Annotated in this window: 16 protein-coding genes; 11 read left to right on the top strand and 5 right to left on the bottom strand. The window is 70.4% G+C overall.

The features are described from left to right. The first annotated feature begins 224 nt into the window (after positions 1-224). The 4 genes from F7Q99_RS27940 to F7Q99_RS27925 all read left to right on the top strand — a co-directional run bounded on the left by F7Q99_RS27940 (position 225) and on the right by F7Q99_RS27925 (position 3,434). Positions 225-887, top strand: a complete 663-nt coding sequence (locus F7Q99_RS27940; protein ID WP_153466743.1) for a hypothetical protein — start codon at positions 225-227, stop codon at positions 885-887. 142 nt (positions 888-1,029) lie between these two features. After that, entirely contained in the window at positions 1,030-1,209 is a 180-nt protein-coding gene (locus F7Q99_RS27935; RefSeq protein WP_153466742.1) for a hypothetical protein, read from the top strand. Positions 1,210-1,589: 380 nt separating this feature from the next. Continuing rightward, on the top strand, positions 1,590-2,501 hold the full coding sequence (locus F7Q99_RS27930; RefSeq protein WP_230210958.1) for an integrase core domain-containing protein: 912 nt from the start codon (positions 1,590-1,592) through the stop codon (positions 2,499-2,501). A gap of 441 nt (positions 2,502-2,942) precedes the next feature. Further along, entirely contained in the window at positions 2,943-3,434 is a 492-nt protein-coding gene (locus F7Q99_RS27925; RefSeq protein ID WP_153466741.1) for a hypothetical protein, read from the top strand. Positions 3,435-3,468: 34 nt separating this feature from the next. Here F7Q99_RS27925 and F7Q99_RS27920 read toward each other — a convergent pair whose 3' ends face one another. Continuing rightward, positions 3,469-4,587 (bottom strand): IS630 family transposase, encoded by a 1,119-nt coding sequence (locus tag F7Q99_RS27920; RefSeq protein ID WP_326847276.1) that lies wholly within the window; start codon positions 4,585-4,587, stop codon positions 3,469-3,471. 88 nt (positions 4,588-4,675) lie between these two features. Next, positions 4,676-5,611, bottom strand: a complete 936-nt coding sequence (locus F7Q99_RS27915) for a helix-turn-helix domain-containing protein (RefSeq protein WP_153466739.1) — start codon at positions 5,609-5,611, stop codon at positions 4,676-4,678. 128 nt (positions 5,612-5,739) lie between these two features. Between F7Q99_RS27915 and F7Q99_RS27910 the strand changes: the two genes are divergently transcribed. Together F7Q99_RS27910 and F7Q99_RS27905 are read left to right on the top strand one after the other, a co-directional pair. Continuing rightward, positions 5,740-6,783: a saccharopine dehydrogenase family protein gene (locus F7Q99_RS27910; protein ID WP_153466738.1), complete on the top strand. Its 1,044-nt coding sequence runs from the start codon at positions 5,740-5,742 to the stop codon at positions 6,781-6,783. A gap of 297 nt (positions 6,784-7,080) precedes the next feature. Then, positions 7,081-7,776 carry a hypothetical protein gene (locus F7Q99_RS27905; RefSeq protein ID WP_153466737.1) on the top strand — a complete coding sequence of 232 codons (696 nt, stop codon included), beginning with the start codon at positions 7,081-7,083 and terminating at the stop codon, positions 7,774-7,776. A gap of 201 nt (positions 7,777-7,977) precedes the next feature. On the opposite strand, the gene F7Q99_RS27900 is transcribed toward F7Q99_RS27905, so the two are convergent. Beyond that, entirely contained in the window at positions 7,978-8,268 is a 291-nt protein-coding gene (locus tag F7Q99_RS27900) for a hypothetical protein (RefSeq protein WP_153466736.1), read from the bottom strand. 171 nt (positions 8,269-8,439) lie between these two features. Here F7Q99_RS27900 and F7Q99_RS41630 point away from each other — a divergent pair, with 171 nt between their 5' ends. From F7Q99_RS41630 to F7Q99_RS27885, 3 genes are read left to right on the top strand one after another with little or no spacing between them, the layout of a single operon-like run. Continuing rightward, positions 8,440-8,592: a DUF1427 family protein gene (locus F7Q99_RS41630; RefSeq protein WP_326847275.1), complete on the top strand. Its 153-nt coding sequence runs from the start codon at positions 8,440-8,442 to the stop codon at positions 8,590-8,592. Then, positions 8,589-8,792 carry a DUF1427 family protein gene (locus F7Q99_RS27890; protein WP_153466734.1) on the top strand — a complete coding sequence of 68 codons (204 nt, stop codon included), beginning with the start codon at positions 8,589-8,591 and terminating at the stop codon, positions 8,790-8,792. Before F7Q99_RS41630 ends, F7Q99_RS27890 begins: the two co-directional genes overlap by 4 nt. Before the next feature lie 46 nt (positions 8,793-8,838). Next, complete coding sequence (locus F7Q99_RS27885; protein ID WP_153466733.1) at positions 8,839-9,750, top strand: DAPG hydrolase family protein; 912 nt, start codon at positions 8,839-8,841, stop codon at positions 9,748-9,750. Between the two features lie 115 nt (positions 9,751-9,865). Here F7Q99_RS27885 and F7Q99_RS27880 read toward each other — a convergent pair whose 3' ends face one another. Both F7Q99_RS27880 and F7Q99_RS27875 read right to left on the bottom strand, forming a co-directional pair. Beyond that, positions 9,866-12,058: a tetratricopeptide repeat protein gene (locus F7Q99_RS27880; protein ID WP_230210956.1), complete on the bottom strand. Its 2,193-nt coding sequence runs from the start codon at positions 12,056-12,058 to the stop codon at positions 9,866-9,868. Positions 12,059-12,911: 853 nt separating this feature from the next. Next, positions 12,912-13,049, bottom strand: coding sequence for a hypothetical protein (locus F7Q99_RS27875; RefSeq protein WP_153466732.1), 138 nt, complete (start codon positions 13,047-13,049; stop codon positions 12,912-12,914). Positions 13,050-13,081: 32 nt separating this feature from the next. Here F7Q99_RS27875 and F7Q99_RS27870 point away from each other — a divergent pair, with 32 nt between their 5' ends. Together F7Q99_RS27870 and F7Q99_RS27865 are read left to right on the top strand one after the other, a co-directional pair. Next, the gene (locus tag F7Q99_RS27870; RefSeq protein WP_153466731.1) at positions 13,082-13,270 is read left to right on the top strand and encodes a hypothetical protein; all 189 of its coding nucleotides are present in this window, start codon (positions 13,082-13,084) and stop codon (positions 13,268-13,270) included. Between the two features lie 253 nt (positions 13,271-13,523). Next, on the top strand, positions 13,524-14,198 hold the full coding sequence (locus tag F7Q99_RS27865; RefSeq protein ID WP_153466730.1) for an SMI1/KNR4 family protein: 675 nt from the start codon (positions 13,524-13,526) through the stop codon (positions 14,196-14,198). Positions 14,199-14,263 lie beyond the last annotated feature (65 nt).

Here is a 14,263-nt window from a genome sequence, read left to right as displayed (position 1 = left end):
TGACGCTGACGCTTGCCATGCTGGCGGCCCTCGCGGCTTCTCGGCGTCACCTGCGCACCGCTGCCGTCTTGGGGCGGCGACGTGGAAGCCGCCAGCCAAGGGCTGAGCGAAGCGCAGCAGGCCGAGTCAGGCCGCCTTGCGGAGGCCCTTCTCGTCGCGGGCGGCGGCACTCTGGCGGCGCTGCAACAACTCTGACACGATCTCAGCCGCAGTGAAGGAACTGTGTGCCAATCGTTCACTTCGGTCACATCGGCGTGGCCGTGGAGCGTTCAGAAGATTCGAGGCCCGCCTTGACGTCCGTGCGTAACCGCATACCCCATCTGGTGACTGCCGTGCTCATGCTCCTGGGCGTGATGACCGCCGCGAGCGCCCAAGCCCAGGCGGCCCCGCAGCGGCTCGCCGCCAGTGATACCGTCTGCTCCAACTCGCCCATCCCGCCCGGGTGGGTCATCACGAGCTCGTACCGGAGCAGTTCCTGCGCCCTCACCGGCGTCATCTACTCCATCGAGGACGTGACCGGGCAGACGAGCACCGCGGTGTGTTCGATGTCGCCGATTCCGGCCGGGTGGGTGATCACGAGCTCGAACACCAGCACGGGGTGTGCCGGTACTGGTGTGCTGTACAGCATCGAGAACACCGCCAACCGGACTGAGACCGCGGTGTGTTCGATGTCGCCGATTCCGGCCGGGTGGGTGATCACGAGCTCGTACAACAGCACGGGGTGTGCCGGTACCGGTGTGCTGTACACGATCGCGAACACCGCCGGCCAGACTGACGCCACGGTGTGTTCGATGTCCCCGATCCCGACCGGGTGGGTGGTGACCCGCTACTACCGCAGCCCCGCTTGTGCCGGCACCGGAGTGGCGTACACCATCCGGAAGGTCTGACCGACCGTATCCACGGGGCGCGGCCTCCATGAGGCCGCGCCTACGATGGCGGCCATGAGCGCTGTCCAGATCGCCGGCTACTACCTCGCCGGCCTCCACCTCCGCGGCGCAATACGGCCTCCAGGGGCCGGAGCGCGGTGCCGTGGTTGACGCCATCCTCGAGCGGCAGGCGCGCAACGCACGGTTCTGGGCCGAGCTCATGGCCTCCCCCGACACCGCACCCGCAGAGCCCGAGGTACTGGCCTCGCGGATCGAGTGGAGCCGCAGGGAGTTCGCGTTCACCGCCGTGAACCGGTCCATGTTCGAGGAGGCGCTGGCATGAGCCGGCTGTACCTCGTGCGGATGAACGCCATCGCTCCTTCAGCGTGCCGAATCGCCTATGCGGGACCTTGGCTGCTCTGCTGTTCGCTGGCAGACAGAGCGCCCGACCTGAAGGGTGTCTTTACTGCCGTACAACGGCTGACCAGCGGCTTTCCGGGCGGCCGCGTCCCGGGCATGATCACTGACTGTGGGTCTGCGACTGCTGCTCTTGATCTTCTGTCGACTGCTGGGCTGGCTGACACTCCTGGGACGCTCCTCCGCTGAGAACAAGGCCGAGATCCTCGCCTTGCGCCATGAGGTCGCCGTGCTGCGCCGACAGGTCGGGCGGCCGCGGATGTCGTGGGCCGACCGGGCGCCGTACTCTCCGCTCTCGCACGCCATATGCCGTCCGCCCTGCGCCGGCACCGGCTGGTCACCCCGGGCACGCTGCTGGGCTGGCACCGACGACTGGTGCGCTGGAAGTGGCGTCAGCCACCAGGAAGGTCCGGCCGGCCCCCGCTGCCCGAACAGATCGTCGCGCTCATCCGGCGCCTCGCCACAGAGAATCCGACCTGGGGCTACGTCAGGATCCACGGCGAGCTGCGCCGGCTCGGCCACCGCGTCGTCGCCGCCACCATCCGCCGCACCCTGCGCCGCTTCGGCCTGCCACCCGCACCACAGCGCGCCACCCAACAGACCTGGCGCACCTTCATCCGCACACAGGCCCACACGCTTCTCGCCTGCGACTTCCTGCACGTGGACACCGTCTTCCTCAAGCGCCTCTACGTCTTCTTCGTCATGGAGATCAAGACCCGGCGCGTCCACATCCTCGGCGTCACCGCCCACCCCACAGGAGCGTGGGTGGCCCAGCTTGCGCGGAACCTGCTGATGGACCTGGGAGACAGGGCCGGGTGCTTCCGGTTCCTCATCCGCGACCGGGACGCGAAGTTCATCGACGGTGTCTTCGCCGGCAACGACACAACTGTCGTCCCGACTCCACCACAGAGCCCGCGCTCGAACGCCTTCGCGGAGCGGTGGATCCGCACGACGCGCGCCGAATGCACCGACCGCCTCCTCATCACCGGCGAACGACACCTGCGCACCGTGCTCACCGAGTACGTCGAGCACTACAACGCCGGACGAGCCCACCGTGGCCTGGATCTACGAGCACCAGACGACGATCCCAACGTCATCCTCCTGCCCATGGCCGCAGTCCGACGCTACCGAGTACTCGGCGGACTCCTCAACGAGTACCACCCCACCCCGATCAGGCCGCCCCATGGCCTGCGGGAAACACCCAGCTCAGTGGCCTGATCGGAGTTTTGACACCCTTCAGGGGACGAGGACGGGGGAGCGGGCCGGTGAACCGGGCAAAGCAGCGCCGGTGCCGCCGGCCGGACCTCAGCCCCTGGAACTCGGAGCCGTGATGACCGCCGGCACCGCTTCGAACTCACCGGAAAGACCGGCCGGCGCCCAGGTCGTCCGCTGGTACACGATCGGGAAGTGCCACACCTGCGGGGACGGTGGTGACGCCCGCGTCGACGACGGCACCATCGTCGACGCGGGCCACGACTGCGCGGGCGACGGACGACCCGACCTCGCGCCGGCCGGAAGAAAGTCCCGAACGCTTGGGGGCTGCTCGCTCTGGCGCGGGATGAGTTGGGGCTGGTAGCAAAGTCCCGGCTCCTTAGCCACCCGCACAACCCCCGCCCGGCAACCGGTCGGGCAGGGCCATAGGCGACAAGGGGAGAGGTCATGGAAGGCAAGTTCTACCGCGTACAGGACGAGACGCGAGACGGCGAAGACCGCACGTTCGGCTTGTATGACCACCAGGGACTCAAGCGCGCGGAGGCCGGGGATGACCTGGAGCCAGGACGCCTCTGGGTGACCATCGCCGGGCACTTTGGGGACGAAGAGGCATACTCCCGGACCGTGTCCAGTCTCACCGACGCTGAGGCATGGGCCGCTGGCTGGTGGCAAGCTCACACGTTGCGCGGCGAAGAAGAGTGTGGCTGGTGCGGCTATCTGGCGGGTGTGCGCTGCGGAGTGTGCGGTACCGAGAAGTCATCCAATGACATGGTGCCGACGACGGTCACTCGACTGTGGTACTGCCCCACGCACCCCATTGACGAAGTAAGGCAGTGGGCCAACGAAGCGATAACAGGGTGGACTTACCGTCAAATGTTCATGAATGTGCTCGATGCGAGAGAGCGCAATGAGCAGGAGAGACGCGAGACAGCTGGCTAGTGCTGTGGCCGGATAGGTTCGCCGGGTTGCTTGATCACGCGGCGAGGAGGGGTCTGCCGCCCCAGCGGATGCCCTTCTCGCTGCGGATGCGGGCGCGTTCCTTGCGTTGGGCAGCCAGGACGTCGGGGTGGCGTGCGTTGGTGTTGCGCCACCGCAGGTAGCGGTGCAGCGCACGGGTCTGGACCGTGTGGTTGGGGTGGTTGGAGTTGGCGAGGGTGAACTGCCGCAGCGGTCCGAAGTGCGCCTCGATCGGATTGGCCCAGGAGGCGTTGGTCGGGGTGAAACACAGGTGGACGTTGTGCTTCTCCGCCCAGCGAAGGATCTTCCTGCCGTTGTGCGCGGACAGGTTGTCCAGGATCACGTAGACGGGGGCTCCGTCGGGGCGGGCGGCCCGGATCGACTGGAGCGCCGCCAGGGTGTTCAGGGTGCCCTTGCGGCGGCGGTTGACGCCCCACATCTTGTCGTCGCCGACCGAGTAGCAGCCGTGGAAGTAAGTGACGCCGTGGGGGCGGTGGTAGGTCGCCGGGAGCCGGTCGGGCCGTCCCTGTTCGGCCCAGCCACTGCCCGCGGTGGGGCGGATGCCCAGCGGCCCGAACTCGTCGAACGCGAAGGTGCGGTCGGGGAAGCGGTCCAGGACGTGCTCGATCCGCTCGATCTTGGTGTCGAAGTCGGGGTCGGTGGACTCCTTCCAGGTCCTGGTGCGCTGGAAGGTGACACCGCGCCGGGCGAGCAGGCAGCGCAGGGCCTCTCGGCCGATGCGGATCACCCGGCCGTGGACCTTGCGCAGGTAGGCGAGCAGCTTGCGGATCGACCAGCGGGTGAAGGGCTGGCCGAGCCTGGTCGGGCGGGTGGTGGCCGTTTGGACGACGAAGTCCTCGTCGTCAGTGCTGAGATGGCGGGGACGGCCTCCCGCCCAGCGAGGGTCCAGGCAGGCCAGGCCGATCTCGTTGAACCGGTGGATCACGTCCCGCACCGTGTCCTCGTCCGCCTGGACCAGCCGGGCGATGACCGGGACGCGGTTGCCTCCGGCCGAGGCCAGTAGCATCATCGCCCGCCGGTAGCGCACCGTGTTCGTGCTGCCCCGACGCACGATCCGCTGTAACTGCTGACCTTCCTGGTCCGTGAGTCTGCGAACCCTGACCGGCTCCGCCACTGGGGCCCCCTTCCGAGCTGAACGTCTCGCGACATCCAACCGGCCGAGGGCCCCGGCGCCAACCCGGTGAACCTATGCGGTCACAGCACTAGGGACGGAAGGTGCGGCGGTAGGTGTCGGGTGGGACGCCGACGCTGCGGTGGAAATGGCGGCGCAGGGTGGTGGCGGTGCCCATGCCGGTGGCCGTGGCGATGGTGTCGACGGTGGCGTCGGTGGTCTCCAGCAGTTCCTGGGCGTGGCGGATGCGCTGGGTGTGGAGCCACTGCAGTGGCGTGGTGCCGGTGAGGTGCTTGAAGTGGCGGCCGAGGTGGCGTGAGCTCATGCGGGCCTGGCGGGCCAGGTCCTCGACGGTGAGCGGTTGGTCCAGGCGCTTCAGCGCCCAGGGGAAGAGCTCGCCCAGGGGGTGGTTGCCTGGGGCGGGCAGGGGGGTGGAGATGAACTGGGCCTGGCCGCCGTCTCGGTGCGGTGGGATGACCAGGCGGCGGGCGATCTTGTTGGCGTTGGCTGAGCCGTGGTCGAGGCGGACCAGGTGCAGGCACAGGTCCATGGCGGCGGCCTTGCCCGCGGAGGTGAGGACGTCGCCGTTGTCGACGTAGAGGACGTCCGGATCGACGGTGGCGGCCGGGTGGCGCCGGGCCAGTTCCCGGGTGTGGGCCCAGTGGGTGGTGGCGCGCCTGCCGTCGAGCAGTCCGGCCGCTCCCAGGACGAAGGCGCCCGTGCACAGTGAGACGACGCGGGCGCCAGCCTGGTGGGCCGCGCGCACCGCGTCGACCAGGTCGGTGGGCGGTTCGCGGTCGGTGTCGGCCCAGCCGGGGACGATCACGGTGTCGACGTGCGGGAGGTGGTCGAGTCCGTGGTCGGGTTCCAGGCGGAAGCGGCCGACGCGTACCGGGCCGGGTCCGCAGAGGGAGAAGTCGTACCAGGGGTCCACGATGTGGGTCAGGTCGGCTCCGAAGATCTCGACGGCTACGGACAGTTCGTAGTGGAGCATGCCGTCGGTGACGGCCAGCGCGACCCTATGCATGTCCGAAAGTGTACGTGGCATGTCGTTTCCGACACTCGTGCGAAGTGCTGCCGGACGGACAGGATGTGGCTGTCAGACCGCAGCGGATCAAGATCGCAGCGGACGTTCGAGCACACGGGAGCAGTTTCATGGGGGCAGACCAGCTGGTGGCAGTGTTCGGCGCGTACGGTCACACCGGGCGGTTCGTGGTCGCGGAGCTGGCCGCGCGCGGGTTCGTCCCGGTGCCCTCCGGGCGCAACGCGCAGGCGCTGGAGGAACTGGCCGGTGAGCACGGGCTGCAGGCCCGGGTGGCGTCGGTGGACGATCCGGCCTCGCTGGATCGTGCCCTGGCGGGCACGGTGGCGGTCATCAACTGTGCGGGCCCCTTCGCCTCGACCACCGGCCCCGTGATCGAGGCCGCGCTTCGCGCGAAGATCCCGTATCTGGACGTGGCAGCCGAGATCGAGGCCAACCTCGACACCTTCGCGCACTACCGCGAGCGGGCCCGGGATTCGGGGGCGGTGATCGTCCCGGCCATGGCCTTCTTCGGCGGCCTCGGCGACCTGCTGGCAACCGCGGCGATGGGCGACTGGACCGAGGCCGACGAGGCGCACATCGCCTACGCACTCAGCAGCTGGCACCCCACCGCCGGCACCCGGCTGTCGGGCGCGGTCTCCCGCGAGCGGCGCGGTGACCACCGTCTGCGCTACAGCGGCGGGCAGTGGGAGCAGCGCACCGATGCCGCGCCCACCTTGGAGTGGGCCTTTCCGGAGCCGATGGGACGTCGGTCGGTGATCGGGGAGTTCACGATGGCGGACGTCGTGACCGTGCCTCAGCACCTGTCCATCTCCGACGTGACCACCTACATGACCGTCGAGGCGGCCCGCGACGTCGTCGCCCCCGACACCCCGGCCCCGACCGCCGCCGACGAGAGCGGGCGCTCGGACCAGATCTTCCTCGTCGATGTCGTCGTCCGCTCGGGCGGAGCCGAGCGCCGGGCCACGGCCAGTGGCCAGGATATCTATGCCGTCACCGCGCCCCTGGTCGTCGAAGCCCTCGACCGCGTCCTGACCGGCCGCACCAAAATCGTCGGGGTTGCCTCCGCTGGCGAGATCTTCGACGCCCCCGACTTCCTGCGCGCGCTCGCCCCCCACATCGCACTCGACTTGCACCCGCAGAAGGAAAACGCCTGACCGAAGCCCTTCGCCCCGCCGTCGGGCGCGCCCTCAGCAGGCCGTAACAATATGTGCGCCGATGACCTTGTTCGACTTCCTTCGCCTTTACGGGTGCTGTCCGAAGTGCCGAACAAACGCTGCCCAAACTCGTGAACAGAGCCACGAGGTCGACCGCGAGAACGAGGGCGTCGGCACGCTGGTGGAGAAGCTCGCCTCGTACCGCACCTGGTGCGAGCTCCCGGCCAAGGGCACGGCGAAGGCGGCCTTCGAGGCCTCGCTGCGCCGTCCCTGGGGCCGGACGAACGACCTGCGGCTGTGGCCGACCGTCTCCCGCCGACCGGCCGCGAGGGCCTGCCGCCGGTCGCCCTGGTCCTGGAAGCCGGCCGCAAGCGCGACCGGCCCGGCGCCAAGCGGCTCACCCCGGAGGAGAAGGAGGAGAAGGCCAGTCGGGACCACCGGCGGCTGCTGCGCCGCCTCCAGGAGGTCGAGGCCGCCTCCGAGGACACCTGGTACGCGCCCGCGTACCGCGCGTACGGCGACGCCGTCACCGCCCGCAACCACCACCACGCGCTGCCGGTGGTCGCGACCACCCTGCCGCTGCTGCGCCGCTCCAGCGCCGGCGCCCCGTGGCACCGATTCGGCCGGGACGGCTGGCACACCCTCACCAACGCGCTCGACAATCCGGACGGCGACGAGCTGCTGCGCGCGGAGCAGGCCGTGGCCGAGCAGGCCCGCCAGGCCCAGGCGAAGGAGGAGCGCGAGCGGCGCCGTCCGTCCTGCAGCCGTTGCAAGGCGCCCGTTCTCGGACGAGCGGTGGGCCGAGCGCGAGCGCGCTGCCTGGGGCGACGACGGGCTGTGCGAGCCTTGCCGCCAGGCCGTCGCCGACCAGCGTGCCCACCAGGAGGCCGAGCGCGAGCGGGCCGCCGCCGAAGCCGCGGCCGCCGAGGAGAAGCGGCGCGGCTCCTGGTGGCGCCGCTCCTGACCCTGCCCCACCCCGGCGCAGGCCGCTGACCTGCGCTGGGGAGTTTGGGCACCCCTGCTGACCTGCACCGGGGAGTTTCGCCGCAGGGCCGGTGAGTTTCGCCCCGGGGCGGTGGTGAGTTTGCCTGCACCGGGACGGCCGCCGCCGGTGAGTTTCGGGTGTCGACGCAGGTCAGCGGGGAAATCGGTGTCGGACACCGGCCCATCGTTGGTCGCCTCACCGGACATGGATCATCTCGGTCCGCTGTGCAGCAGCGGGATGCCGGACCGCAACCGGAGCATTCCGGGGATGTCGAGTTGGCACTCTCGTTGAGCGGCGACGATGTCTTCGATCGTGACGGTTCCCTTGGCGATGCATCGGCCGCACTGGGCACCCACCAGTTTGGCCTGCCGGACTGTGGCCAGCAGGCCCTCGATGTCGAAGACGACGGTGAGTCCCACTCGTATGGTGCCGATGCGGCGTTCGTTGATGAGTACGTCGACGCTGGGGTGGTGGCTGGAGGTGATGCGGTGGGTCAGCATCGGGACGACCTCGGTCCGTCCCGGGGCGTCCCGAGTCACGCGGGCGGCCTCGTGGAGCCGGGTGCAGGATGACGCGCTGGCCGAGCTGACCACACTCTGCCAGTCCTACCTCTTGCACCCCGCCCAACCGCCAGCGGCAGAGCCCAGCCCGGAGCCGGAGCGGGGCGGCGCGTGACCGCCCTCCTGCAGACGCTGCTCGCCGGGCTACTCATCGGCGCGGTGTACGGGCTGCTGCGGGTGAAGTCCCCGGCCCCGCCGCCCTACGCGCTGGTCGGACTGGCCGGCATGCTCACCGGCTACGCGCTGCTGGAGCGGCTCGCATGACCCCCGCGATCCGCCGCTACAGCGCCTCGCTGCTGGTCGGCCTGCTCGCCGGCGGCCTCTACCACCTGCTGGGCACCCCGTCCCCCGCCCCGCCGTGGCCCGCGCTGGCCGGCCTGGCGGGGATCGTCCTGGGCGAACGCGCCACCCGAACCCTCCTCAGTCGATCCCGCCGCCGCGACGGCGACGACTCCGCGCACTGACCACCGCGACCCACCCGCCGCATCCCCCTCCCGAAGGAACCCACCCGTGACCAGCTACCAGCCCACCCCCGCCGACGCGGCCCCGATCCCCGACCAGTACGCCACCAAGCCCCGCTACCTCGGCTACCAGGCCCCGGAAGCGGCCAAGCCCCACGCGAAGTACTTCCGCGCCCAGACCCTGCCCGTCCAGGACCACGTGCGCGAAGCCCTGCTGTCCATGGCGCCCACCGAGTACGCCTACGACATCCGCGACGCCGCACGCCGGATGTCCAGCCCCGGCTACCACGCGATGGAGACCGGCTGGACCCGCACCGACGGCGGCCTCATGGTCTCCTGCCTGACCGACATGCCCGGCGTCACCGCCGAGATGTGGGACTGGTGGTTCGGCTGGCACTCCACCGACAGCTCCCGCTACAAGCTCTGGAACCCCGAGGCCCACCAGTTCGCCGCCATCGGCGAGGACCGCAGCGCCGACCGCACCCTGACCGACCGCCAGCGATACGTCGACAACGTCTCCTACGTCGACGAGTACATCGGCGGCCGGCTCGACCGCCTCGCCATCCGCTTCACCGACCCCACCCGCCTCGGCTTCGACCGCATGGCCCCCGGCCACACCGCCATCTGCGCCCGCGTCGGCCCCAGCCAGTACCCGATCGCCCTCGGCTGGCTCATCCACCAGATCCGCCCCACCACCAACGGCTGCGAGATGCGCAGCCGCTTCTTCCTCAGCCACCCCCAACTCCTGAACCTGCCCGCCCACTCCAGCACCGCACGCGCCGCCGCCCTGCTCACCACCAAGCCCGCCCGCGCCCTCGCCGGCGCCGCACTCCCGCACCTGGCCGGCAAGGCCCTGCGACCAGGCTACGGACACGACCTGCTGCACGACTGCGCCGCCGAGATGAACCACCTCGCCTCGTTCCTGCCCGCCCTGCACGAGGAGTTCAACGGCACCCCCTGAGCCAAACCACGACCCGAGGAGTCCGGCGACTTGGTCACCGAGGGTAACTTTCGTAACTGGCCGTCCCTGGGGAATTCCCGGGCCGCTGTCACCTGGGTCGGATGCTCATGCGCGTTCAGTGCCAGGGGGGAGTGGGCGAGCCGTCCGGGTCCAGTCCCCAAGGCCACCGATCTATCGTTGAGGTGTGGAGATCAAGGCCGGCGTCGGCGGCCTGCAGGTAGAGGCTTTCGGCGCCCTCCCGGTCCCCGGCCTGCTCCCGCATCTCTGCGAGGACGGCTAGGACCTGAGGGTCGCCCGCGTCGGCAGCCTGCCAGGCGAGGGATTCGGCGCCCTCCCGGTCCCCGGCCCGCTCCCGCATCTGTGCCAGGCGGGTCAAGGCGCCAGGGTCGCTGGCGTCGGCGGCCTGCAGGTAGAGGCTTTCGGCGCCCTCCCGGTCCCCGGCCTGCTCCCGCATCTCTGCGAGGACGGCTAGGACCTGAGGGTCGCCCGCGTCGGCGGCCTGCCAGGCGAGGGATTCGGCGCCCTCCCGGTCCCCGGCCTGCTCCCGCATCTCTGCGAGGACGGCTAGGACCTGAGGGTCGCCAGCGTCGGCAGCCTGCAGGTAGAGGCTTTCGGCGCTCTCCCAGTCCCCGGCCCGCTCCCGCATCTGTGCCAGGCGGGTCAAGGCACCAGGGTCGCCGGCGTCTGCGGCCTGCTGGGCGAGGGATTCGGCGCCCTCCCGGTCACCGGCCCGCTCCCGCATCCATGCCAGGTTGGCTAGGACTTGTGGGTTGCCGGTGTCGGCAGTCTGCCGGTAGAGCGCTTCGGCGCCCTCCCAGTCCCCGGCCCGCTCCCGCATCCACACTGGGCTGACCAAGGCGAGGGGCCAGCCGGTGTCGGCGATCTGTCGGTAGAGCGCTTCGGCGCCTTCCCGGTCCCCGGCCTGCTCCCGCATCGATGCCAGGTCGAACAGGGCACCGGGGTCGCCGGCGTCTGCGGCCTGCAGGTAGAGGCTTTCGGCGCCCTCCCGGTCACCCGCCTGCTTCCGCATCCATGCCAGGTTGGCTAGGACTTGTGGGTTGCCGGTGTCGGCGGCCTGCCGGTAGAGCGCTTCGGCGCCCTCCCAGTCCCCGGCCTGCTCCCGCATCCATACCAGGCTGCCCCGGGCGAGGGGCCAGCCGGCGTCGGCGGCCTGCCGGTAGAGGCTCTCGGCGCCCTCCCGGTCACCGGCCCGCTCCCGCGTTACTGCCAGGTCGAACAGGGCACGGGAGTGGCCGGCATCGGCCGCTCGGTGCCGGAGGTGGTGGGCCCATTGCTTGCGGAATCTTGCCTCAGCTGCCGTGGCGAGGTTGTTGAGGTCCTCGGGGCGAATGAGGTGGATGTGAGCAGCGTGCCAGAAGGAGGCAGGCGGGCACAGCCGTCTGCGGGTGGCGCGGCCGTGCTGTTCGAGGTAGTCGGCGAGCCTGAACATCGGTCCCTCCTCGGGACCGGGCGTTGGACTGCCGGGTGGGCGGCGGGGGGAACGCATGGCGCTGCGGCGCAGGGGTGCCTGCTTGCCGTGGACGGGGCGGGCGAGGTCGGAGAGGGCGGCTTCGGCCCAATCGTCGGTGAGCTGGTCCCAGTCGTGGTCGGTGAGGTAGTCGGCGGCGGCGTCGGTGAGGAAGGTCTGCGGGAGGTGGACGCCGACGCCGAGGCGGCGGGCGTCCATTGCGGCCTCCAGCAGGCCCCGGGTGGCCGGGATGGCATGTTGGTAGCGGCGAAGGAGTTCGGGGGCGCCGGCGAGGTCCTGGGCGAGGCGTCCGTCGGTGTGAGCGCGGGTGAGGGCGTCCGCAAGCAGCTGGTCGCCGTCCCGGGCAAGGGCTTCTGCGGCGAGGAGCTCGTTCTGGTCGAAGGTGTCGGGGACGGTGAGGGTGCGTCCGGTCAGGAGTTCCCGGGCACGGCTGTGCGGGTCCGGGCCTCCTGGGTGGGGAAGGGCGATGTATTGGCTGGCGTACTCGGGCCAGAGAGTGCCGAGGATCAGGACCGGCTCGCGGCCGGGGTCGGTAAGGAGGGTGTGGAGGGCAGCGGCGATGCGCTCGCCAGCCTGGGGGCCGCCGAGGTAGTGCTGGGTCTCGTTCAACCACAGCACCGTGTGCGGCCCGACCCGTTCGAGGTCGGCGAGAGCGGCCTCCGCTCGGGTGGGATCGAAGGGGTGCCAGAGTGCCCAGCCCTGGTCGGCGAGCGGTTGGACCGCCTCCCAGCATGCCCTGGTCTTACCGGTGGAGGACGAGCCAACCAGCACCACCATCCGGCTGCGGCCCTTGGCGGCATCGCCTGCGGCGTCGGCCAAGTTCTGGTCGTGGGCGCGGCGAACGTAGCTGGGCAGCACCACAGCCCGGGGATCACCGGACCGTCCCGCAACGGGTCGGCTGGCGCCGGCCGGGTGGACCTCCAGGTCGTGCGGGTCCCACTGCCTGATCGGCTTCTCGGGGCGCCGCCCCGCACCTGTCCTATCGCTGTCGTGGGCGGGCCCGGAGTGGATGTTCACGACTCCGGCCTGGATCACGTTCCCGTGAACGGTGCCGTCGATGATTCGGTTGTCGGTGTGGGCCCAGCTGGCCCCCTGCGGCAGAGCGTTGTGATGGGTCACTGGATCGCTGGGGCCGTCGGCCGTAGCTGCCGGACGAGGAGGCTGCGGCGGCCGTTCCTGCGGGAGGGCAGTCGGGGTGCCCGGCCCACCACCGCTGCCGGGTGCCGGGCCGGCTGCGCAGGTAGCCCTCTGTCGGAGGTACAGCAGTTTCTGGGCCGGCAGGTGCAGGGCACGTGCAAGCGCTGCGACGGTGGCGGCCGACGGAACAGGCCCGTCGGCACGGAACGCCTCCTGCACGGTCGTGTCACCTAGTCCCGCTGAAGCGGCGAGCTGGGCCATGGTCAGCCCAGCCAGAGCCTGCCCGTGGGCCAGCCGCCTGCGCAGCTCAGCCAGCGCATTCGCATGCCCGGCGTTCTCCTCGTGCGGCATCCAGCCCCCGGTCGTGTGTTCGCCGGTGTCCATCATCGTCCGCTCCGGGCACCGGCGGCACGGATCCCGCGAAGGTGAGCCAGGCAGATCGCCGTGGCCGTCTCGCCGTCGTACCTGCCTGGCCGTTGACACTTCCTCCGCACCGTCGAGAGAAGGCCGGCGGACACCTGGAGAACTGCGCCGCCTACGGCCCGTACGGCTGCTGACACCCCACCGCCGCCAGACCGACCATCGTCCATTGAGCATTGCTCAGCGTGCCGAGCACGGACAGGTCCGCGGCGGGCCGGGCCTGCAGCTGCTGGAGCGCGGCCAGCGGGAACACCTGACGACGGGTCAGGCCGGGACGGCGCTGGGGTGCTCGATCCCGACGGGACCGGCCTGGCCGAGTGGGAGTCCGACGGCACGGTCGTCACCGACGCCGCCGACAACCTCCCCCTGCTCTCCACCAACCCCGACGACGCCCTCATCCTGCTGCGCCTGGCACTGGAACGGGACCTTGGCAGCATCCCGCCCGGCTGGGTGCTCCCCCGCCCTGTGGGGTGATCCCGGTCACGGAGGACAAGGCCCTTGACAGACATCCCATGAGCTGGAGAGTCAAACAGCGAGGGTGTGGGCCCGGTGGGACCAGGCGGTTGCCTTGTCCCACAGCTGCTGGTAATCGACCCGGCGATCGTTCTCATGTAGGTCGCGAGCGGGGCCTGTCAGCCGGCGGTCTTCTGGTCGGTCGGTGGCTTGTCGGAGCCGTCGCCTAGAGTGCAGCCTCTGAACGGACTGACGGCCGGAGAGGGGTCGGGCGATGACCGAGGCATGGGACCGGCTGCGGTCGATCATGGGCGAGCCGGTGTACACCCCGGCACAGGTGCCGTGGGAGCTGGCACCGGCCGGGCTCGGGGTCCAGCTGCCGTCGGACTACCGGGCGTTCGTCGACCTGTACGGTGCCGTGAACTTGAATGGCGAGTGGGGTGTGCGGTCGCCGACGGAGCGCTCCCAAGTAGCCGGTTCGCCGGGCGGCATGGCGGGGTGGCGTTTTGAGACCGACACAGCGTTCCGGGAGCAGGTTGAGGGCGAGGACGAGTTCTGGAACCAGGAGCGCACCCCTGTGTTCCCGGACCCGGGCGGGCTGCTGCCCTGGGGCATGAACAGCAACCACAACTACTGCTGCTGGCTGACCACGAGCCCGGACCCGGAGCAGTGGCCGGTGGCCGTCTTCTGTGACTTCGATGGCGTCGACGACGGTGAGCTCGACTGTTTCGACGGCGGCTTCGCGGAGTTCGTGGTGACCGTACTCACCGGCGGCTACGCCCATGAGGACGAGTTGCTGGTGCGCCCGGACCCGGAAGAGTGGGGACCTCAACCCGCTCGGCCGCTCTGGACACCTGCCTACGACTGGACCGGCAAGGACTGGGGTGCGGAGTGGGGCATCACCTGGTACCAGCCCACCGGGTCGACGGAAATGCCCTGGACCAGGTAGCGATGGTCCGCCGACCTGGCATTCGCCTTCGGCCGCGAGTGGGACCCCGGCGTCTTCCCCGATTG

This window comes from Streptomyces kaniharaensis (assembly GCF_009569385.1).
In the GTDB taxonomy this organism is placed as follows: domain Bacteria; phylum Actinomycetota; class Actinomycetes; order Streptomycetales; family Streptomycetaceae; genus Kitasatospora; species Kitasatospora kaniharaensis.
This window is presented reverse-complemented; position numbering and strand designations above follow the sequence as displayed.